This is a genomic window from Mycobacterium sp. 2-64, assembly GCF_035918375.1.
In the GTDB taxonomy this organism is placed as follows: domain Bacteria; phylum Actinomycetota; class Actinomycetes; order Mycobacteriales; family Mycobacteriaceae; genus Mycobacterium; species Mycobacterium intracellulare.
In genome coordinates, this window is the sequence record NZ_CP142361.1 from 5,259,761 (window position 1) to 5,279,898 (window position 20,138).

A 20,138-nucleotide genomic window follows, 5' to 3' on the forward strand; every position below is an offset into this window, starting at 1 on the left:
TTTATGAATTGACGAATGGGTGGGCGGGTCAGGAGCCGTGGCCGCCGAATAGGGCGGTAAAGGCGTGCGAGGAATCCGCCTCGTGGCCTTCCATCAGTGCCGCCGCCTTCGTGAGGCCCTCGGCCAGGCGGGTGCCGCCGGTCAACACTTTGTTCAAGTCGTTTTGAACCTCGATGGCCGTCGCGTGCGACGCGGCGACCGCGTCACCGGACCAGGTGGCCGGGTTCATCACATTTTCCTGATTTGCGACGTATCCCTGACCGATCCCGATCGCATGTTCCATGTTTGCCTGAATCGCGTTTGAAGTATCGCGAAGCATTTGCGGGGTCACCTTGATTGTCACGGAATTCTCCTTCTGCGGTTGGCCGCCCCCCGTAAGGGCATGAAGCGAAGTGTATGGCGGCTATTCGGACCTGTCGATTCACCTTTCACCAGGGGGTGTGCTTCAGACTCTGGCGTCGACAACCCGCACGGTCGCCGGCTGTTCGGCTTTGTCACGGGATCCGCGGTCGCCTCCCGCCGCATGCCCCACGGGCATGCCGCCCATCGGGGCGCCGCCCGTCGTCGTGGTCTGCGGTCGCATGGCCTCGGCGCCCAACGCACCGGCCGGGCGCAACCCCACCGGCCGGCCACTGGTGGCGGGCTCGAATGCGCTGACCGGACGGGTGAAAGTGCTCGCGGGGACGCCCGCACTGCCCAGGGACGCGCCCCCGCCGGCCTCCGCCGCCGAAAGCCCGGTGGCCGAGACCGCGGAAACCGCGGGCGTCGCCCCGCCCATGCCCATGGCGCCGGGATTGGCGAACATGCCCATCAGCGGCTGCATCATCTGCATCGGGGCCTGCATCGCCTGCATGGGAGCCTGCATCATCTGCGGGGCCGCCCCCATCATCTGCTGCACGGGCTGCATGAACGTGCCGGCCTGACCCATGAAGTCCTGGGCGCCCGAGGTCGCCTGCCCCGCGCCCTGCGTACCGGTCTGGGCGCCCTGCATGGCGGCGCGCATGCCGTCGCCCGCGCCCATTTGCGCCGCGGACTCCCCCACCGCCGCCGCGGCCTGCGCCGGCGCCGCCGGCGAGGCGCCCATGGTCGCGATCGGCGGCGGAATGGTCAGGCTCGAGGACAAGGCCGTGAGGATCGATCCGTAGCTGGCCCCGACCGCGGAGTTGTTCGGCCACATCGACCCGAAGTACTCGAGCTCCAGCGACGTGATCCGTGGGGTGAGGGCGCCGAGCACCAGCGGGTTGATGCCGTAGTCGGTGGCGGTCTCGGTGCGGTTTTCGATGCATTCGGGCGCGGGCCGCATCGAGCCGTACGCCATCTGATACGCCGAGACCGCCGTCGAAACCACCGCCGGCTTCACGTCGACCCAGCCGGCGAGCCCGTGCAGCGACGCGTTGAGCGCGGTGGCGTTGGCCGCCGAGGCCAACGAACCGGCGCCGGTCCAGCTGGCCGACGTCGCGACGGTGTTGATCGTCGAGGCGATGCTGGAGCCGTGATGGGTGGCCGCCAGCGCGGTCCAGGCTGCCTGGTTGGCCAGATGAGTGACGACGCCCGCGCCGGCCTTGAGCAGCAGGTCGTTTTCCTCAGGTGTACGCGCAGCCCACCCAGGATCGGCCATGCGCACCTCCCCCTTTAAACGTTGCTAGCGACTAAGCGCCAATAGCCAGCGTCAGGCTGCGCATGAGCTCGGTGACCACATAGGTCCCCGAGGCGAGGGTCTGCGTGCCGGAGAACAAGCCGCGTTGGGCGGCGTGCTCGGAAACCACGCCCAGGTAGCTCGCGCCGCACGCGTTCAGCGCCGCCGCGAACATCGCCGAGTCGGGGTCGCCGCCCATCGGCAGCACTCCCAGCAGGACCGGCGACGCCGCCGAGGCCGCGGCCTCGGTCTCCGCGCTGATCGCCGACTCGGCGGCTGCAGACGCCAGCACCGCCTCCGACTGCACCGAAACAACCATGATTCCCTCCGAACCCTCAACGCCAAAGCCACGTGCTCGGGGCCTTCTTGGGGCCTTAGTGTAGTGCGGATTGGTTGATCTTGTATTCACTGCCAATCGGCCGGATGCGTGGCCCCTGATTTCGGTAATTCAGGCTGGTCCCAAGCGCGAAACTGGTGATTTCCCACAAAGAGTCGTTAATAAACCTCAATCGCCACTCGAGACTCGGCAGTCACAAAATCCCCGTCTTTTCTCGCCGGGGCGTCGAGTTTGATGCCGAATGGCAGGTTCCGAACGGCGGCGTAATGGTGTCGGGGATATTTGCGGGAAATGGCGGGCGGGTGAGTGCGCGCCGGCTGTCGAGGTTATCGGAGTAAACATTTCGCGGCGCGTTAAGAACGGCTCCGTCGGTCCAGGCAGGCGGCTAGGCCGGGCCACGCCCGTCGCCGGCGAGCCGCAACAGAAGTCGGGTGCCACCGAGTGGGCTGGTCTGCAATGCCGCTGTGCCGCCGTGCAATTCGGCCTGCTGGGCGACCAGCGCCAGGCCCAGCCCCGATCCCGAACGTGAGGCCGTCGATCCGCGGGCGAAGCGCTCGAACACCGTGGCACGTTCGGATTCCGGGACGCCGGTGCCGTCGTCGTCGATCGCGATCTCCACGCCCTCGCCGGAACTGCTGACGGTCAGCTGGATCTTGCCGGCGTTGCCGTGCTTGACGGCGTTGGCGATCGCGTTGTCGATCACCAGCCGCAGGCCGGTGGGCAGCCCGACCATCAGCACCGTCGGCGAGGGCACCAGGGAGACCTCGACGGCGGGGTAGCTGCGCAGCGCGTCGTGCGCGGCGCGGTCCAGCAGCTCGGTGATGTCGAAGGGGACGAAATCGTCGACGGTGGTCAGTTCGCCCTGCGCCAGCCGCTCCAGCGCCGTGAGCGTCCCTTCGATGCGGCTCTGGGTGCGGATGACGTCGCCGATGACCTCGTGCCGCTGCTCGGGCGGCAGGTCCAGGGTGGACAACACCTCGAGATTGGTGCGCATGGCCGTCAACGGCGTGCGCAGCTCGTGGGAGGCGACCGCCGCGAAGTCGCGCGCCGACTCGAGCGCCGCCTTGGTGCGCTGCTGTTCCTTGCCGATGCGGGCCAGCATCCCCTCCACCGCCTCGGCGATCTCCACCGCCTCGCGCACGCCGCGCACCTGGACCTCGTCCGGGCTGGACTGGGCGTTGATCGCACGGGCCTGCTGGGCCAGCAGCAGGAAGGGATTGACCATGATCAACGAGATCACCCAGCCCACCACGACCGTGCCACCGATGACGCTGGCGCAGATCAGCAACACCCGCAGGTGCAGTTCGTTGATCCGATGCTGGGCCTCGGCCAGCGGCGCGGCCAACGCTATCGAGGCGGGACCCGCGGTGAAGGTGCGAACGCGGTACTGCACCCCGTTGATGGTCGTGTTGGCGTAGCCGTCGGGCAGTTGGGGCAACACGATGCTGCTGGGCGCCGACACGGTCACCCCGCCGATGCGCGCGGTGCGCACCAGGTTGCCGTCCGGCATGTGCCGATCGGGGGTGGCGGGCGGCGCGGTGTTGAGCAGGCTGCTGATGTCGCCCAGGCTGCTGACCGAATCGAGCCGGCGATCGAGCTGGCTGTACTGGTCGTTGGTGACGCCCACCCACACCCAGGTGCCCAGCAGGACGACCAGCGTCATCACCGAGATGGCGGCGACGATGAGGATGGTGCGCAGCGACAGCACCCGCATCGGCAGCTGTACACGCGGGAAGACGCGGATGTCGGGCTCCTTTGTGGGTTCGTGACGACCAGCCTGAGTACAACCCTCACAGCCGCGGGGGTTCGGCACGTTCAAGCGCGATGGCGTTTCGCAAGAATTTACCGTCAACCGCGCCGCACCCGTGCCCGCCGCCGCCCGGGGACCGGACGCCGTTTGCTCGCCCGCATGGTGAGTGAGTACTCTCTCACCATGCTCACCGGGCCCGGCCGCGGACGTGACCGCCTGCTTTCCGCGGCGTTACGCCTGTTCGCCGCGAAGGGGTACGCGGCCACGTCGGTGGCCGACATCCAGCGCGAATCGGGCCTGGCGCCCGGCTCGGGCGCGCTCTACAAGCACTTCGGTTCCAAACGCGAGTTGCTCGAGGCCGCGGTCGCGCACCGGATCGACAGCATCGTGGCGGCCCGCGAGCAGTACGACGCGGGACAACCGGGCAGCGTCGAGCACGCGGTGCGCACCGCCGGGCAGCTGATCTGGAGCAACCTCAAACACAGCGAGGATCTGCTCAAGGTCATGCTGCGCGAGCCCGACGAGCTCGGCGATCTCGACGAGAAGACGTGGCAGGTCATCACCGACAACGCCTACCAACGCTTCGCCGACGAACTGGCCGCGTCGAATCGCTCCGGGCGCACCAGCATTCCCGACCCCGAAGCGGCCGCGGCGGTCGCGATCGGCTCGCTGTCCTACGCCGCGACCCTGCAAGCGCTCACCGGCCGCCTGCCCGGCAACACCGACGAAGAACGGTATTTCGAGGCGTGGGTCAACCAGACCGTCAGCGTCCTGGCCCAGCACGCGAATCCCCGAAACCCTTTGAACACCAACAATTCAGGAGACCAGCAGTGACGTTTTCACTACAACTGTCCGATGACGTGATCGAAGTCCGCGACTGGGTGCACAAATTCGCGGCCGACGTCGTGCGGCCCGCCGCCGCGGAATGGGACGAGCGCGAGGAAACACCGTGGCCGGTGATCCAGGAGGCCGCGAAGGTGGGGCTGTACTCCCCCGACCTGTTCGCCCAGCAGGCGGCCGAGCCGACGGGCCTGGGCATGCTGACGGTGTTCGAGGAATTGTTCTGGGGCGACGCGGGTATCGCGCTGTCCATCATGGGGACGGGACTCGCCGCGGCGGCGCTGGCGGGCAACGGAACCCCCGAACAGCTGGGCCGCTGGCTGCCCGAGATGTTCGGCACCGCCGACGAACCCAAGCTGGGCGCGTTCTGCTCGTCGGAGCCCGACGCGGGTTCCGACGTCGGCGCCATCCGCACCCGCGCGCGCTACGACGAGGCGACCTCCGAGTGGGTCCTCAACGGCACCAAGACGTGGGCGACCAACGGCGGCATCGCCAACGTGCACATCGTGGTGGCGTCGGTCTACCCAGAGCTCGGCACGCGCGGCCAGGCGACGTTCGTCATCCCGGCGGGCGTCAAGGGCCTGGCGCAGGGCCAGAAATTCAAAAAGCACGGGATCCGCGCCTCCCACACCGCCGAGGTGGTGCTCGACGACGTCCGGCTGCCCGAGGACCACATCCTCGGGGGCCGGGAGAAGTTCGAGGCGCGCATCGCCCGCGTCAAGTCCGGGGCCTCCGCGCGCGGGCAGGCCGCGATGAAGACCTTCGAGCGCACCCGGCCCACCGTCGGCGCGATGGCCGTCGGCGTGGCCCGGGCCGCCTACGAGTACGCGCTCGACTATGCCTGCCAGCGTGAGCAATTCGGCCGCAAGATCGGCGAATTTCAGGCGGTGGCCTTCAAACTGGCGGACATGAAGTGCCGCATCGACGCCGCCCGCCTGCTGGTGTGGCGCGCGGGATGGATGGCCCGCAACAACCAATCCTTCGACTCCGCGGAGGGGTCGATGGCCAAGCTGGTGGCCAGCGAAACCGCGGTCTATGTCACCGACGAGGCGATCCAGATCCTGGGCGGCAACGGGTACACCCGCGACTACCCCGTCGAGCGGATGCACCGCGACGCGAAGATCTTCACGATCTTCGAGGGCACCAGCGAGATCCAGCGCCTGGTGGTCTCCCGGGCGCTGACGGGTTTGCCTATCCGGTGACGATCGCCGCTTGACGCGTCGCGCGGCCCGCGGCCCGCGCCGGCCGGGGAACGCGACATGATGGCGGGATGGCTACCGAGATCCGGGTGCTCGACAGCGAGGACGATCTGATCGCCGCCGCGAACGTGTTTCGCACGGCCATGGTCGGGTTTCCGCCGCTTACGGGGCTCGCCCCCGGCCAGATCACGACGCTGCTCGAGCCGGGCCGGACCGTGGGGGCATTCGCCGACGGTCAACTCGTCGGCACCGCCGATGCCGTGACGAGCCGGTTGACGCTGCCCGGCCCCGTGATCGTGGGTCACGCCGCCGTCACCCATATCGGGGTGCTGCCGTCGTTCACCCGGCGAGGCATCGCCACCGAGCTGATCCGTCACCAGCTGCGCGACTTCGCCGCACGCGGTGAGGTGGTGGCGACGCTGCGGGCCTCGGAGGCGACGATCTATGGGCGCTACGGCTACGGCGTCGCGAGCTCGTCGCAATCCGTCGAGGTCCACACCGCGCGGGCGGGGCTGCGGCGCGACGTCGGGACCGGCGGTCGGGTGCGCCTGCTCGACACCGCGCAGGCGTGGGAGTTGCTGCCGCGCATCTATGCCGAGAACCGTCCCGCCCGCCCGGGCACCATCGACCGCCCACAGTCGTGGTGGCAGGGCGTGCGGCTGCGCGCCGAATCCGACCCGGGGGCCGCGTATGTCGCCGTGCACGGCGAGCCGGGATCCGAATCCGGCTTCGTCCGATACCGCCCGATCGACACCGAGCGGTGGTTCGTCAGCGACCAGCGCACCATCGTGGTGGAGGATTTCTTCGGGCCCACCGCCGAGGCCTATCTGGGGTTGCTGCGCTTTCTGCTCGGACTGGATCTTGTTGACCGCGTGCTGTTTTGGATGCTGCCGCTCGACGATCCGCTGCCCTGGCTGGTTGCCGACCGGCGCGCCGTGCGGGTCACCGCCGTGCACGACGAAACCTGGCTGCGCATCATCGATGTGGCGGCGGCGCTGTCCGCCCGCGGCTACGGTGGCGACGGTGCCGTCACCATCGCGGTCAATGACCCTGCGCTGCCGGCCAATTCGGCACGGTTCGCCATCGCGGCCGACGGCGTCACGGTCACCGACCGGCAACCCGACGTCACCGTCGACGTCGAGGGGCTGGGCGCCGTCCTGTTGGGCGGCACCACGTGGCGCGATCTCGCCGTGGCCGGGCTGGCCCGTGCCGACGATCCCGAAGCGCTAACGGCGGCCGATCGATTGTTCGCCGTGCCCGAGGCGCCCCACGCCGGGTTTTACTTCTGAGGGCGGGGGTGATGCGGATGATCGTCGTCATCGGCGCGGGAATATGTGGCCTCGCGGCGGCCTACGAGCTTTCGCGGCGCGGCCACGACGTCGTCGTGCTGGAGCGCGGGCGGCCATTCGGGGAGCAATCCGCCGGGCTGGCGCGGATATTCCGGGTCGCGCATCGGCGCCCGGCGCTGTGCCGGTTGGCGCTGACGGCGCGAACGGGCTGGCAACGGTGGGAATCCGAGTTCGGCGCGGGGCGACTGCTGGGCTCCGAGGGCTTCATCGCCGCCGGCGCCTGCGACGACGTCGCGGCGGCCATGAGCTCCGCCGGCGCGCAGTTCTCCCGGCTCGGGCGTTCCGAAATCGCGGCACGGATTCCGTTCGCGGTCGTGCCTTGGGAGACAGGAGTTTTCGATCCCCTCGGCGGCAGCCTGCGCATCCGCCGCGCCCTGAGCGCGTTGGCGCGCCGCGTCGCCATCCGCAACGCACACGTGCTGTCGGTGGCAGACGACGGCGCGACGACGCTCGCCGACGGCACCGTGCTGCGCGGCGACCGCGTGCTGATCTGTGCGGGTGCGCACACCCCAGACCTGTTCGGTCCGCTCGGGGTTGACTTCGTTCCGCACACCCGCTTCACCTACCGCGGCGCGGACGCGGTCGGCGCGCCGTGCCTGTCCGCGCCCGAGGGCTACGGATTGCCGCTCGGCAGTACCGGCCGGTGGGCGTTCGGCCAGGAGGTGGCGGACCCCGCGACCGTGCGCACGCTGTTCCCAGCACTTTCGCCGGTGGACCAGGTGGACTGCGTCAGTGTCCGCGCCCCGTGGCTCGATCCGGGCGGCGACGGCTGGACGGTGGCGCAGCGTGGGCGCGTGCTGGCGTTCGTCGGTAGCAATCTCATGAAATTCGGGCCGCTGCTCGGTGAACTGCTGGCGCGGGCCGTGCTGGACGACGAGGTGCCCGCGCAGTTGCTCCTGGACTAGGCGCTAAACCGCAAGGGCGGCAACGTAACCCACGTCACCGACCGAGTGCGTCAGCCGTGCGGCGCCTCGGAGATCTTCGTGTCCGGCTTTCCGAGCGTCTGGCAGTACGTCGTCACCGAGAGCCGCGTCGCCGAGATCTCGACGTTGCTCGGGTCTGCGCCGCTCTTGTCCTTGAGCATCTTGCTGACTTCGTCGTTCTGCTTCTTCTCGTCCTGCGTGGTGAAGTCTTTGCACTTTGTGTCGCCGCCGGTGTTGATGACCTGTGAGGCCGAACACGCGCTGGACAACAAGACGGAGATCGCGATCGTGGCTGCCGCAATGTACTTCATCGTGTGCCTTCCTGGGTGCGAGTAGTGGTATCAGTACACCAAATCCGCTGATTTCAAACCCCTTCACACCGCGAAGTCCGCGCCCGCAGCGGCGGCGCGATCACGTCCACGGGAATAACCACCCGGGTGGCGTCGCGTTCTACGATCGTCGGCCGCGCGTTGGAGGGGGAGAAGACCAGTGATCTCGTCGAGCGTGCGCAGCGGCCGCAACCGCCGAGCGCGTAACGGCCGGGCCGCCACCCGGGCCCTGTTCGTCAGCGTGCTGGCGTTGCTGCTGGCGACGGGATGGGTCGCCAACCACTTCGTCGCGTTGATGCCGGTGATCAGCGGCCGCGAACACCTCAGCACCGCGACCCTCGATGGCATCTTCGGCATCTACGCGCTCGGGCTGCTCCCCGGGTTGCTGATCGGCGGCCGCGCGTCGGACGCGTTGGGCCGGCGGCCAATGGCGCTGGCGGGCGCGGCCGCCACCGTGGCGGGGACGGTGGCGATGCTGCTGTCCCAGCACACCGGCGCGCTGCTGGTGGGCCGCCTCGTCGTCGGGGTCGGTGTGGGCCTTGCCATCAGCTCCGGCACCGCGTGGGCGTCCGACCTGAGGGGCCCGGCCGGCGCCGCGACCGCCGGCGCGGTACTCACCGCCGGCTTCGCCATCGGGCCGTTCGCCGGCGGGGGATTCGCGTGGGCCGGGCAGTCCGGCATCCAGGTGTCGTTCGCCGTCGCCGCCGCGATCGTCGTGCTGGCATCGCTTGCCGTCGCCGTCGCGGCCACACCCGGCGCACACGTGGCCCGGCCGGCGCCGCCCCCCGACGCGGGCCCGACGGGACCGGCGGCACAGGGAGTGTCGCGGGCCCTGAGTTGGGCCATGCCGCTCGCACCGTGGGTATACGCCTCGGCGACACTGGGTTTCGTCACCATCCCCACGCGGTTGCACACCGCGCTGGCGGCCCCGATCGCGGCGGGCACGGCCACCCTGATCGTCAACGGGGTCAGCGGTGTCGTTCAGGTCCTGGCCCGCACGCGCCGGTGGGGGCCACAGACCGGGACCGCCGGCGCGGCTTTGGCCGCGGTCGGCTACGTGGTGGCCGCGACGACGCCACCGGCCCTGACGCCCGCGGTCGGGATACCGCTGTTGTTGATCCTGGGCTGCGCTTCGGGCCTGTGCCTGCGGGAGGGCTTGATCGATCTGGAGGCCGCGGCGCCGCAACACCTGCGGGGCGCTCTGACCGGGGTGTTCTACGTCGTCACGTACATCGGCTTCGCGCTGCCACTGTTGTTGGCGACCGCCGAGCCTGGCGTCTCGGCGGCGATCCTGTCGGCCATGGCGGCGCTGGCGTCGGTGAGCGCGGTCGGCAGGGCGATGCGGCTACGACGAGATAGTCACCGCCAGAACTGATTTGGCTCCACAGCGGCCGTCACACCAGTTCGCGCAGCGTTTCGATGAGCTTGATCCGCTCGGCCGTGGTCGACGCGATGGGCGCCACGTTCAGCGTGGTTACCCCCGCCTCGCGGTAGGCCGCCAGACGTTCCTTGACGAACGCTCGGGAGCCGATCAGGTTGACGTCGCGCACCAGATCGTCGGGCACCACCTTGGCGGCGCCGTCCTTGTCGCCGGCAAGGTAGAGCTCCTGGATCCGGTCGGCCTGCGGGCCGTACCCGTACTTGGTGGCCAGGGTGTGGTAGAAGTTCTTGCCCTTGGCGCCCATCCCGCCGATGTAGAGCGCCAGGTGCGGTTTGACGAATTCCCTTAGCGGCTCGACGTTTTCGCCGATGGCCAGGACGGGTCCGGCGTAGACGTCGAGCTCGCCCAGCGCGGGGTCCCGCTTGGCCCGCCCGGTGGCCAGCGCCTCCCCCCAGACGTCCTGCGCCTTTTCGGGCAGGTAGAAGATCGGTTGCCAACCCTCGGCGATCTCGGCCGCCAGTTCGACGTTCTTCGGCCCCAGCGCGGCTACCAGTATCGGGATGCGTTCACGCACTGGGGAATTGATGAGCTTGAGGGGCTTACCCAGCCCGGTCCCCCGGTCGGGCGGCAGCGGGATCGTGTAGTGCTTGCCCTGGTGGCGCACGGTCTCGCGCCGCCACACCTGGCGGCAGATGTCGATGACTTCACGCGTCCGGCCGATCGGGGCGTCGTAGGGCACACCGTGGAAGCCCTCGATGACCTGCGGGCCGGACGCGCCCAGGCCGAGGGTGAACCGGCCGTCGGAGACGTAATCCAGGCCCGCCGCGGTCATCGCGGTCAGGGTGGGCGTGCGGGTGTAGAGCTGCAGGATGCCCGACGCCAGCCCGACCCGCTGTGTGCTTGCCGCCAGGTAGCCGAGCGCGCTCACCGCGTCGAACGAATACGCCTCGGGGACAAAAACAATATCCAACCCGGCGCGTTCCAGGTCGGCCACTTCGGCGGCCACGTCCTTGAAACCGCCCGCATAATTGACGCTCAAACCAATCCGCATGGTCCCTACTTCTACGCGGTGCCGGATTGATTGGCCAACTCCAGCGCCTCCCGCTGGATGCGGTCGAACTGGGCGCCCATCGCCTCCGACAATGCCGTCGCGCCCGACAGCGGCCGCACCATCACCACGAAGTCGTCGATCAGCCCGTCGTCGTCGAAATGCAAGAAGTCGCAGCCGGTGATCTTCAACCCGGGCGCCCCGACGATCCCGGTCTCGAAAACGAAGGCGTGGTCGCGGCCGCCTGCGTCGTGAATCTCCCGGATGTAGCGGAAGTCCTCGAAGACGCGCAACACACCGCGCAGGATGGGCGCGGTGATCGGCTTGCCGACATACGGCTTGAACGCCACCGGGCTGGTGAACACCACCGTGTCGGCCAGCATCGCCTGGATGGCCTGTTCATCGCGCTCTTCGACGGCCGTGCGGAACGGGTGCATCAGCGACCTCGCATAGTCAACTTGTTGAGTAATGAGGTCGACGCTAAGGCCGCCGTCGGGAATTGTCCAGGGTGCGGTTGGTCACTTTGTTGACTAGTCGCATCGCTGTACGATCGGCCGGTGTCGCTGCGTGACGCGGTGTTGGCGGCCCTCCTCGAGGGCGAGTCGTCGGGATACGACCTGGCCAAGGGTTTCGACGCCTCGGTCGCGAACTTCTGGCCGGCCACCCCGCAGCAGCTGTATCGCGAACTGGATCGACTGGCCGAGCAGGGCCTCATCCGGGCACGGGTCGTGCGTCAAGAACGGCGGCCCAACAAGCGGATGTTCTCGCTGACCGAGGCCGGGCGCGAGGCGATCCGGCAGTTCACCGCGAAGGCGCCGAAACCCTCGGTGATCCGCGACGAGCTGTTGGTCAAGGTCCAGGCCGCCGACGCCGGCGACATGCCGGCTGTGCGCGAGTCCATCCTCGAGCGGATGCAATGGGCGCGGGCCAAACTGCAACGCTACGAACGGTTGCGGGCGCGCATGATGGACGGTCGCACCGAGAAGGAGTACCTGGCCCACACCGACCGGGTCGGCCCCTACCTGACGTTGGTCCGCGGAATCTCGTTCGAGGAGGAGAACATTCGATGGGCCGAGCAAGCCCTGGCTGTCATCGAACGACGCCTGTCGGCGATTCGCGGACCGCGGTGAAGAACTTGGTGCGCATCAACCGGTCGAAGACCGCCGGCAATTCGTGGAAGGGCCGACCATACTCGGTGGCCGCCTTGTCGACCAGGTTCACGGCCGTGACACGCCAATGCCGCTGGGCCAGAAACTCTTTGGTGTCGATGCGCGCATCGTCGTACCACAGCTCGGCCACCGGAGGCTGACCGGTGTCTTGGCTGATCGTGGGGACATTGTCGGCGAATTCGCGCACTTCGCCCGGGGCGGGACCGAGTTCGGCGGCAATATGGCTACCGGTCGCCGACAACTCGTGCAGCCTTTCGAACAGCGCATCCTGGGCCGGCCCGGGCAAATACGGCAGCAGTCCCTCGAGCGCCCACGCCGTCGGCCGGTCGGGGTCGAAGCCGGCCGCGATCAGCGCGCCGGCCCAGTCATCCCGTAAATCCGTGGCGACGGTGATGCGCCTCGTCGAGGGCACGGCGCCCTGCCGGTCGAGGACCTGTTGCTTGAACGCGAGCACCCGAGGCTGATCCACTTCGTAAACCGTGTGGCCCGCGGGCCAGTCCAGCCGGTACGCCCGCGAATCCAATCCGGCCGCCAAGATGACCGCCTGGCGCGTCCCCGATCGGGTGGCATCAGCGAAAAACTCGTCGAAGAATCGCGTCCGCACCCCTACCCACTGCGCGTTGAAGGCCGCGGCACTGCTCATGTCGGCGTTGTCCACGGCCGCAATCAGATTCGGTTCACCGGCGGCGGCGACGAAGCCGGCGGCGAAGTCGTCGTTCGCCAACGGCGGCTGCAGACCCGCGTCGAGGGCCCGCGCCGCACACACCGCCAAGGCGGTGAAGCCGACGCTCGTCACGATATCCCAGGTATCGCCGGCGCTTCGGGCCACAACGGCCTCCCTTCGGTCATCAATCGGGAAGTCAAAGATTCGTTCGCACAGCTAACGATAGCGTACGCCGTGCACCGCCGGGCGCATCGCAGGTGACGAGCGCAGCGTTAGCCTGAGGCATGACCGACTACCGCTCACCGTCGACCGGTCGGGTAGTGCGTGCAGTTCTGTTCGATACGTTCGGAACGGTCGTCGACTGGCGCTCGGGGATCGCCGCCTCGGTACGGCGTTTCGCGCAGCGCCAACACATCGACGTCGACCCCGACGCGTTCGCGCTGGAGTGGCGCAGTCGATACCTGCCCTCCATGTCCGAGATTCGCTCGGGCCGACGGGAATTCGTGTCGCTGGACGTTCTGCATCGAGAGAACCTCGTCGCATCGCTCGCGAAGTTCGGCGTCAGTGCCGACGCGCTGCCCTGCGACGAGGTGCAGGCACTCGCCCGGTCGTGGCGCTGGCTGCCACCGTGGCCGGACAGCGTCGACGGCATCGCGGTCATGAAGCGGCACGTCATCGTCGGGCCCTTGTCCAACGGCAACACCGGGCTGCTGGTCGAGATGGCGAAGTACGCGGGCCTGCCCTGGGATGTGGTCCTGGGTTCCGACGTCAGTCAGGCCTACAAGCCCGACCCGCGGGCCTACCAGACTCCCGCGCGATTGCTGGGCCTGGAGCCCGGTGAGGTGATGCTGGTGGCGGCGCACACCGCCGACCTCGAGGCGGCCCGCGATAGCGGCCTGGCGACCGGTTTCGTCGCGCGCCCGCAGGAGTACGGGCCGGACCCGGTGCCCGCCCCCGCGCCCCCGGGCCCCTGGGACGTCTCAGGCACCTCACTGGTCGAACTGGCGGGCTCACTGTTCGGTGCGCAGGGCCGACCTTGAGTGCCCCGACTTTCGAAGAGGTTGCGCGAAAGCTACTTCCAGGCGAAAACGGGTTGTTCCAGCCCGTCGACCGGGTCGTGGCGGCCTTCCAGTCCCAGCCACCGCAGCTGCAGGAGCACCGCCCCGGTGGGCGCGTGGATCAGGTCGCCCCCCAACGGAATCTGGACAACCGGTCGCGGGCTCTCCGGGATGGCGATGAATCGCGGCGAATCGTCACGTTGCAGTTGGTGCAGGCCCACCCGGTACACCGCGACGACCTCGTCGGGCGATGGGCGCGGATCCAGGCGGCCGCCTCCCCAAATCACCACCGGCGTAATGACATATCCGGACCGGGTCGGGTAATCGTCGAGCAGTCCCAGCACGGTCGCCTCGGGGAGTTCGATGCCGACCTCCTCGCGCAATTCCCGCAGCGCGGCCTCGACGGCGGTCTCGCCCGGGTCGAGGCGGCCACCGGGTAACGCCCACTGCGCGGCGTGCGAAGTGAGTCGAGAAGCCCTGCGGCACAGCAGGAAAGCCGCCCCGCCCGACACGTCGACCATGCGCCCGTCGAGGCCGGCCGCGGGCAGCCCTCGATCGACGTTCCAGTCGTCCACCGGCGCCGGATCCACCCGGTCCTCCCCGACATCGGAGTCGACGAGCACCACCGCCACGGCGGCGTGCCGCTTGGCCGGATCGGCCACGCTTCGACGCTCGTGGCCGGCGAGATTGCTCCGGATCCGCTCGTGTAGTACCTGGTCATAGGGGATGGTCACCGCTCGAGCCTAGGCGGGGTCGTCCGGGCCGCGTGCTTGGTCCCCACCCGTCACCGGTGGTTAACTGCCAGCATGCGACGACAACCCGAGTTGGCCCGACGCTTCTTCGATCGCTACGAGCCGGTGCACGCGGTGACGTATTTCGCGCCCGAGGCCCGGGCGGCGTTGGACGCGTTGGGTTACCGGGGTTTCTGGATGGGCTATTTCGCGGCCCGCTCCGCGCCGCTGGGCATGGTGCCGCGGGAGGTCGTGACCTCGGTCTTCTACAACTTCGCGCCCGAACGGGTTGCCAAGGCGTTGCCGGCGGCGTGGGAGATCGCGGGTCCGGAGGCCGCATTGCGGGCGCGCCAGGAGTCCGCGGTGGCGGCGCTGCGCCGCTACGGCCTCGGGTCGGACGAAAACGTCCGCGTGGCAGCCGAACTCGCCGGGAAGGCGGCGCGCCACGCGCCGCTCGATGCCCGCCCGCTGTTCGCCGCTAATCTGGCCCTGCCCTGGCCCGACGATCCCCTGGCCGCGCTGTGGCACGCCACGACGCTGCTGCGCGAACAGCGCGGTGACGGGCACGTGGCGGTGCTGGCGGCGGCGGGCATCTCCGGACGTGAATCCAACGTCTTACACGCCGCGGCGGGCAACGTCGCGCGCGACTACATCGCCCGCACCCGCGATTACGACGAGGCGGCATGGCGCCATCACGAACAGCGCCTCGCCGAGCGCGGGTTGCTACGCGATGACGGGACGCTGACCGCCGCGGGGCGCGAACTGAAGGACCACATCGAGTCGAGCACCGACGCCCTTTGCCTGTCGGTGCTCGACGTGCTCAGCGACGACGAGGTCGAAACGCTGTTTCGGGCGCTGTCCCCCATCACGCGCGCCGTGGTCGCCGCCGGCGATATCCCCGCCGCGACCCCGATGGCGTTACGCCGCGACGAATTGCAGGATGACAACGCACATTTGGTGGACCGATGAGCGCCCGGCGAGTGCCCGGCGGGGTGGTGCACAAGCTGCCCGCCGACCTGCGCGAGTCGTTGCTCGCCAACCCCACGGCCCTGGCCGCCTGGAACGACATCACGCCGCTGGCCCGAAACGAGTTCATCTGCTGGGTCGAGGATGCCAAGCAGGAGGCCACCCGGGCGCGCCGCATCCGCCGCACCGAGGAGGAGCTGGAGGAAGGCAAACGCAGGCCGTGCTGCTGGCCGGGCTGCAAACACCGCGAACGCACCGGAAGGTAGGCGCCCTAGCGTCCCAGCGGTTTGTAGAAGACCAGGCCGTTGCCCTTGTTGTCATAGACCACGGCGCGTCGTTCGTGGGCGTCGTCGTAGGGGCCCTTGACGATGCCACCACCGCTGGCCTCGACAGCCTTCGCCGCGGCGTCGACGTCCGCGGTCTTGATGCCGACGACGACCTGGCCGGGGATGGGATGGTCCACGGCGGTTGCCAGCGCCAACGTGACCGGGCCCGCATCCAGGGCCGCGAAGTGCGCCCCGTCGCGAAACTTCAACGGCATGCCCAGGGTCTCGCTGTAGAACCGGATCGACTCGTCCAGGTCGTCGGTGGACAGGATGATCATCTTTGCTTCGTGCTCGGTCATGGCGCCTCCGTGTGGCTGGATCGCTATCAGCCTAGGCGGACGGGCATCCCGGGGAGCGGCTCAGGCGGCGTCGGTCGGAACCGGTTGCCCCTCAAGGTAATCCATCGGCGGCGCCTCCCCATGTCCCGCGCCGCGGTAGGCCACCGCGGTTGCCAGCGCCGAGCCACCTTCGATGGTGCCCACCACAACCACCCGGTCGTTGACGGTGAATTGCGGTGCCGCGACGGCGGGTTGGCTGCCGCGATGGGTGATGACGGTGGTGTCCGGGGTGAAGCGATAGGTCTGGGTGTACCCGTCGGGGCTGCGCATGGTGACCGAGTCCACCGTCACGGCGATCACGGTGCCCTCCTGCTTCACCGGCTGCGAGACGGAAGGCGGACTGACCTCGGCGGTCACGGTTCGTTTGTCGGCGCGAACCCCGTTGAGCACCAACGCCGTCAGGCACGCCGCGCATATCAGGGCAGCACAGACGATCTCGCACACCTTCGCCGCACCGGACAGACGCTGACCTCGATCGGTCGGCGTCTGGGTTTGCTCCAGCGACTCCGGCATGCGGTGTTTGGCGGCCACGATCCGTCCTTCCTGCGGCTTGCGCCGAAGGACATCGACACCCACCGAATCAGGTTGTTGCCGTGGAACTACCCGCCGTGCTATGCCGGTAAACCGGGCGCCCCCCGGGATGGGGGCACAGGACGGGCGTCAGCCTTTGGTCAGGGTGAACTGCGCGACGTCGGTGTAGCCCTCACGGAACAGGTCCGCGCAGCCGGTCAGGTACTTCATGTACCGGTCGTAGACCTCTTCGGACTGAATCTCGATGGCCTCGTCGCGGCGCGCCTCGAGTGCGGCCGCCCAGGTGTCGAGGGTGCGCGCGTAGTGCAGGCGCAGCGGCTGCACCAGCTTCACCCCGAAGCCGGCACGCTGGGCGTGCTCCACGACGCCCTTGGCCTGGGGTAGATCCCCGCCCGGGAAGATCTCGTCCATGATGAATTTCATGAAGCGCAGCTTGGTCATGGTGATGGGCAGCCCGCGCTCGGCGAACTCCTCGTCGCTGGGCTTGATGATTGTGTGCAGCATCATCACGCCGTCCGCCGGAAGAGCCTCATAGGCGGTCTTGAAGAAATCGTCGTAGCGGTCACGCCCGAAGTGCTCGAAGGCGCCGATCGACACGATGCGGTCGACCTTGTCGTCGAACTGCTCCCAGCCCTGCAGCAGCACCCGCTTGGACCGCGCGGACGGATGCGCGTCGAGGCGGCGCTGCACGTGCGCCTGCTGATTGCGGCTCAGCGTGAGCCCGACGACGTTGACGTCATAGCGCTCGAGCGCGCGGACGATCGTGGTGCCCCAGCCGCACCCGACGTCGAGCAACGTCATGCCCGGCTGCAATCCCAGCTTGCCCAGCGAGAGGTCGACCTTGGCGATCTGCGCCTCTTCCAGCGTCATGTCCTCGCGCTCGAAATACGCGCAGCTGTAGGTCCGCGTCGGATCCAGGAAAAGCGCGAAGAACTCGTCGGACAGGTCGTAGTGCGCTTGTACGTCCTCGAAATGCGGTTCCAAGCTGACGGCATCGCCGGGATTTTCGGACAAGGCACAACCTCTGACTTATTCATATCGGGTTCAACGGCGCGATCGAATCGATCGCCGCACGGACGCCCCAGTGTATCCGGCCGGCACACCGTGCCCCTCCGCCGAGTTCCCGACCAGCCTAGTGCCGCCGAAATGGCTCTCAGCCTGCCAGAACACTTACGTCGGCGCAAATTTGCTAATCCCCTGCGGCGCAGAGCAACTCGGGCACGCACATCCAGGCGGTGCCGGCGGGGTCGTTACATCGACCCCGCAAGCGGGTAAGACGAGGCTGGCGTTCTTCAATGATGTCGAACGCGATAACCCAGCCGGCTGACCGGCGTCACAGGGGCGGAGGAGCACCGATGGCCGACATCACCATGTTGATCCTCGCCGACCACGATTGGTTCCGCGAACAGTTCGCCCAGCTGGATTACCTCCAGGCACAGCAGCCGGCCGACCACACCGGGCTCGAACGGGTGTGGCGGCCGCTCGCCGACAAGCTCGACGTGCACGCCTACATCGAGGAAAAGATCTTCTACCCCCAACTGCTCAAACGGGGTGGCGAGGACGCCGAGGGCGAAACCCTCGACGCCATCGGTGACCACAACGACATCCGCGACGGGGTCCGCGACGCCGACGCGGCCGAACTCGGCAGCGAGCAGTGGTGGGCGGCGGTCGGGCGCACCCGCGAGGCCAACGACGATCACATGGGCGAGGAGGAACGCGAAGGGCTCTCGGACTTCCGCCGCAACGCCCCGATCGGCCTTCGCGAAGCGCTCGGGCGCCAATACAGCGAGTTCATGGCCGAGCACCCCACCACCGAGGGGCTGCCCATCACGGACCGGGACCCGCGTCGCTATGTCGAGCAGGTGGAGGCCCCCCGCCCCGAGCCCGCGGACTTCTCGTTGCGCATCGGCAGCCTGAAAGGCCAGTGACGCGCGCCCGTGACCGGGCGAACGTGACAGGGATAACCGCGCGTCGGCTCCGGTGGCGCAGCGATGCCGCCGACGTCAATGCCGGCGACCCGTTCTAGCTGGCGTTTGTCGCACGCGATCGTGGCCGAGCGGGATCGCGGCGATCGCCGCCGGTCGTCCCACGTCAGGCCCGTGAAGCCCACCCCGCCGGTTGTCCCTGAGAAAGTTGTGGGTAAGTCTTGATTCGATGGTTATTCGACGCCGCCGGAGGAAATGGGCACGTAGAGAAATCAGGGTCGCCGACCCCGCGATGCGCCGAACCATCATGGGCACCGCGATCGGGAACTTCATGGAGTGGTACGACTTCGGGGTCTACGGGTACATCGCGACCACGATCGCCCAGGTGTTCTATCCCGGCAAGAACGTCAGCGGAGTCCACCTCATCGCGACCTTCGGAACGCTCGCGGCGGCGTTCGTCGTGCGTCCGCTCGGCGGGTTCATCTTCGGTCCGCTGGGCGACCGGATCGGGCGCCACCGCGTCCTGGTGGTCACCATCCTGATGATGACGGTGAGCACGACCGTGACCGGCCTGCTGCCCACCTACAGCACCATCGGCATCTGGGCGCCGATCCTGCTCGTCCTCGCGCGAATATTCCAGGGCCTGTCGACCGGTGGTGAATACGTCGGCGCCATGACCTATCTCGTCGAGCAGGCCCCCGATCACAAACGCGGCATGATGGTCGGGTTCCTGCCGATGGGCAATCTAGTGGGGTTCGTCCTGGCGGGGTTGCTGGTGACCGGGCTGCAGACCTGGCTGCCCGAGGACGCCATGCTGACCTACGGCTGGCGGATTCCGCTGCTGTTGGGCTTGCCTTTCGGGCTGGTCGCGCTGTTCCTGCGGCTGCGGCTCGAGGAGTCCTCGGCCTACCAGAGCGCCCACGACGACGCGCACGCGGGCGACCAGGGCCGTCAACAGATTCACCGCACCATCGTCGAGCAGTGGCGACCCATGCTGATCTGCGCGGCGCTGGTGCTGACCTCCCAGGTCGCCGACTTCATGCTCACCGGATACCTGCCGACGTACCTGCGGCTGTTCGTGCGCGTGGGCCACACCGCCGGACTCGTCATGATCGTGACCACGTTGGCGATCCTGATGGGCACGGTGGTGCTAGTCGCGGCCTTGTCCGATCGCATCGGCGTCAAACCCATCATGTGGACGGGGTGCGGCCTGCTGATCGTCGCCTCCATCCCGGCGTTCCTGCTCATCCGCTTCGGCGGCATCTACCCGGTGATCTTCATCGGCGTGCTGCTGATCGGCCTGATGGAGCTGTGCTTCGACAGCACCGGGCCGGCCATGCTGCCGGCGCTGTTCCCCACCAACGTGCGCTACGGCGCGCTGGCCATCTCCTACAACATCTCGATTTCACTCGTCGGCGGCATCACGCCGCTGATCGCCCAGGCTCTGGTTTCGGGCACCGGCAACGTGATGGTGCCGGCCTACATGCTGATCTTCGGGGGCGTGGTGGGCGCGATCACGCTGCTGTTCACCCCCGAGGTCGCCGGCAAGCCGTTGCCGGGCTCCGGGCCCGCGGTCGAAACCGAGCGGGAGGCTCGCGCGCTCGCCGACGACGTCCGCTAGCGACCGTCCCGCGGCGG

The 20,138-nt window shown here is 68.4% G+C and carries 22 protein-coding genes and 1 pseudogene; 11 read left to right on the top strand and 12 right to left on the bottom strand.

Features of this window, described 5'->3' with window-relative positions; genetic code table 11:
* Positions 1-28 precede the first annotated feature (28 nt).
* The 4 genes and pseudogenes from QGN31_RS24700 to QGN31_RS24715 all read right to left on the bottom strand — a co-directional run bounded on the left by QGN31_RS24700 (position 29) and on the right by QGN31_RS24715 (position 3,687).
* Positions 29-319 carry a WXG100 family type VII secretion target gene (locus QGN31_RS24700; protein WP_136244239.1) on the bottom strand — a complete coding sequence of 97 codons (291 nt, stop codon included), beginning with the start codon at positions 317-319 and terminating at the stop codon, positions 29-31.
* Positions 320-445: 126 nt separating this feature from the next.
* On the bottom strand, positions 446-1,618 hold the full coding sequence (locus QGN31_RS24705; protein ID WP_014381602.1) for a PPE family protein: 1,173 nt from the start codon (positions 1,616-1,618) through the stop codon (positions 446-448).
* A 106-nt stretch (positions 1,619-1,724) separates the two neighbouring features.
* A pseudogene (locus tag QGN31_RS24710) lies at positions 1,725-1,955 on the bottom strand (PE domain-containing protein); the annotation flags it as partial.
* Between the two features lie 403 nt (positions 1,956-2,358).
* Positions 2,359-3,687, bottom strand: a complete 1,329-nt coding sequence (locus QGN31_RS24715) for a sensor histidine kinase (RefSeq protein ID WP_009956853.1) — start codon at positions 3,685-3,687, stop codon at positions 2,359-2,361.
* A gap of 219 nt (positions 3,688-3,906) precedes the next feature.
* Here QGN31_RS24715 and QGN31_RS24720 point away from each other — a divergent pair, with 219 nt between their 5' ends.
* From QGN31_RS24720 to QGN31_RS24735, 4 genes are all read left to right on the top strand, one after another.
* Positions 3,907-4,557, top strand: a complete 651-nt coding sequence (locus QGN31_RS24720; protein WP_014383620.1) for a TetR/AcrR family transcriptional regulator — start codon at positions 3,907-3,909, stop codon at positions 4,555-4,557.
* Positions 4,554-5,765, top strand: a complete 1,212-nt coding sequence (locus QGN31_RS24725; protein ID WP_008262881.1) for an acyl-CoA dehydrogenase family protein — start codon at positions 4,554-4,556, stop codon at positions 5,763-5,765. Before QGN31_RS24720 ends, QGN31_RS24725 begins: the two co-directional genes overlap by 4 nt.
* A gap of 68 nt (positions 5,766-5,833) precedes the next feature.
* Positions 5,834-7,051, top strand: a complete 1,218-nt coding sequence (locus QGN31_RS24730; RefSeq protein WP_014383619.1) for a GNAT family N-acetyltransferase — start codon at positions 5,834-5,836, stop codon at positions 7,049-7,051.
* A gap of 17 nt (positions 7,052-7,068) precedes the next feature.
* Positions 7,069-8,016, top strand: a complete 948-nt coding sequence (locus tag QGN31_RS24735) for an NAD(P)/FAD-dependent oxidoreductase (protein ID WP_043954311.1) — start codon at positions 7,069-7,071, stop codon at positions 8,014-8,016.
* 50 nt (positions 8,017-8,066) lie between these two features.
* On the opposite strand, the gene QGN31_RS24740 is transcribed toward QGN31_RS24735, so the two are convergent.
* Positions 8,067-8,345, bottom strand: a complete 279-nt coding sequence (locus QGN31_RS24740; RefSeq protein ID WP_008262877.1) for a hypothetical protein — start codon at positions 8,343-8,345, stop codon at positions 8,067-8,069.
* A 178-nt stretch (positions 8,346-8,523) separates the two neighbouring features.
* Here QGN31_RS24740 and QGN31_RS24745 point away from each other — a divergent pair, with 178 nt between their 5' ends.
* Positions 8,524-9,738 carry an MFS transporter gene (locus QGN31_RS24745; RefSeq protein WP_014378823.1) on the top strand — a complete coding sequence of 405 codons (1,215 nt, stop codon included), beginning with the start codon at positions 8,524-8,526 and terminating at the stop codon, positions 9,736-9,738.
* Between the two features lie 19 nt (positions 9,739-9,757).
* On the opposite strand, the gene QGN31_RS24750 is transcribed toward QGN31_RS24745, so the two are convergent.
* Both QGN31_RS24750 and QGN31_RS24755 read right to left on the bottom strand, forming a co-directional pair.
* Entirely contained in the window at positions 9,758-10,795 is a 1,038-nt protein-coding gene (locus QGN31_RS24750) for an LLM class F420-dependent oxidoreductase (RefSeq protein ID WP_014378822.1), read from the bottom strand.
* A gap of 11 nt (positions 10,796-10,806) precedes the next feature.
* Positions 10,807-11,229 carry a nuclear transport factor 2 family protein gene (locus QGN31_RS24755; protein WP_014941120.1) on the bottom strand — a complete coding sequence of 141 codons (423 nt, stop codon included), beginning with the start codon at positions 11,227-11,229 and terminating at the stop codon, positions 10,807-10,809.
* A gap of 120 nt (positions 11,230-11,349) precedes the next feature.
* Here QGN31_RS24755 and QGN31_RS24760 point away from each other — a divergent pair, with 120 nt between their 5' ends.
* Positions 11,350-11,922, top strand: coding sequence for a PadR family transcriptional regulator (locus tag QGN31_RS24760; RefSeq protein WP_009956861.1), 573 nt, complete (start codon positions 11,350-11,352; stop codon positions 11,920-11,922).
* Here QGN31_RS24760 and QGN31_RS24765 read toward each other — a convergent pair.
* Positions 11,882-12,790 (bottom strand): SAM-dependent methyltransferase, encoded by a 909-nt coding sequence (locus QGN31_RS24765; RefSeq protein WP_014381601.1) that lies wholly within the window; start codon positions 12,788-12,790, stop codon positions 11,882-11,884. The two genes, QGN31_RS24760 and QGN31_RS24765, sit on opposite strands and share 41 nt — an antisense overlap.
* A gap of 119 nt (positions 12,791-12,909) precedes the next feature.
* Here QGN31_RS24765 and QGN31_RS24770 point away from each other — a divergent pair, with 119 nt between their 5' ends.
* Complete coding sequence (locus QGN31_RS24770; RefSeq protein ID WP_014378819.1) at positions 12,910-13,665, top strand: haloacid dehalogenase type II; 756 nt, start codon at positions 12,910-12,912, stop codon at positions 13,663-13,665.
* A 32-nt stretch (positions 13,666-13,697) separates the two neighbouring features.
* Here the strand turns inward: QGN31_RS24770 and QGN31_RS24775 are convergent, their stop codons facing one another.
* Positions 13,698-14,417, bottom strand: coding sequence for an NUDIX hydrolase (locus QGN31_RS24775; protein WP_014378818.1), 720 nt, complete (start codon positions 14,415-14,417; stop codon positions 13,698-13,700).
* A 72-nt stretch (positions 14,418-14,489) separates the two neighbouring features.
* Between QGN31_RS24775 and QGN31_RS24780 the strand changes: the two genes are divergently transcribed.
* Together QGN31_RS24780 and QGN31_RS24785 are read left to right on the top strand one after the other, a co-directional pair.
* Positions 14,490-15,383 (top strand): SCO6745 family protein, encoded by an 894-nt coding sequence (locus QGN31_RS24780; RefSeq protein WP_014383617.1) that lies wholly within the window; start codon positions 14,490-14,492, stop codon positions 15,381-15,383.
* Positions 15,380-15,646 (top strand): YdeI/OmpD-associated family protein, encoded by a 267-nt coding sequence (locus QGN31_RS24785; RefSeq protein WP_014710794.1) that lies wholly within the window; start codon positions 15,380-15,382, stop codon positions 15,644-15,646. Before QGN31_RS24780 ends, QGN31_RS24785 begins: the two co-directional genes overlap by 4 nt.
* Positions 15,647-15,651: 5 nt before the next feature.
* Here QGN31_RS24785 and QGN31_RS24790 read toward each other — a convergent pair whose 3' ends face one another.
* The 3 genes from QGN31_RS24790 to QGN31_RS24800 form a co-directional block, all read right to left on the bottom strand.
* On the bottom strand, positions 15,652-16,005 hold the full coding sequence (locus tag QGN31_RS24790; RefSeq protein ID WP_009956869.1) for a VOC family protein: 354 nt from the start codon (positions 16,003-16,005) through the stop codon (positions 15,652-15,654).
* 60 nt (positions 16,006-16,065) lie between these two features.
* Positions 16,066-16,620: a hypothetical protein gene (locus tag QGN31_RS24795; RefSeq protein WP_009956871.1), complete on the bottom strand. Its 555-nt coding sequence runs from the start codon at positions 16,618-16,620 to the stop codon at positions 16,066-16,068.
* Positions 16,621-16,704: 84 nt separating this feature from the next.
* Positions 16,705-17,589, bottom strand: coding sequence for a cyclopropane mycolic acid synthase family methyltransferase (locus QGN31_RS24800; RefSeq protein ID WP_009956872.1), 885 nt, complete (start codon positions 17,587-17,589; stop codon positions 16,705-16,707).
* Between the two features lie 341 nt (positions 17,590-17,930).
* Between QGN31_RS24800 and QGN31_RS24805 the strand changes: the two genes are divergently transcribed.
* Positions 17,931-18,503, top strand: coding sequence for a hemerythrin domain-containing protein (locus QGN31_RS24805; RefSeq protein ID WP_009956873.1), 573 nt, complete (start codon positions 17,931-17,933; stop codon positions 18,501-18,503).
* 289 nt (positions 18,504-18,792) lie between these two features.
* Positions 18,793-20,121 (top strand): MFS transporter, encoded by a 1,329-nt coding sequence (locus QGN31_RS24810; RefSeq protein WP_009956874.1) that lies wholly within the window; start codon positions 18,793-18,795, stop codon positions 20,119-20,121.
* The last annotated feature ends 17 nt before the right edge of the window (positions 20,122-20,138 follow it).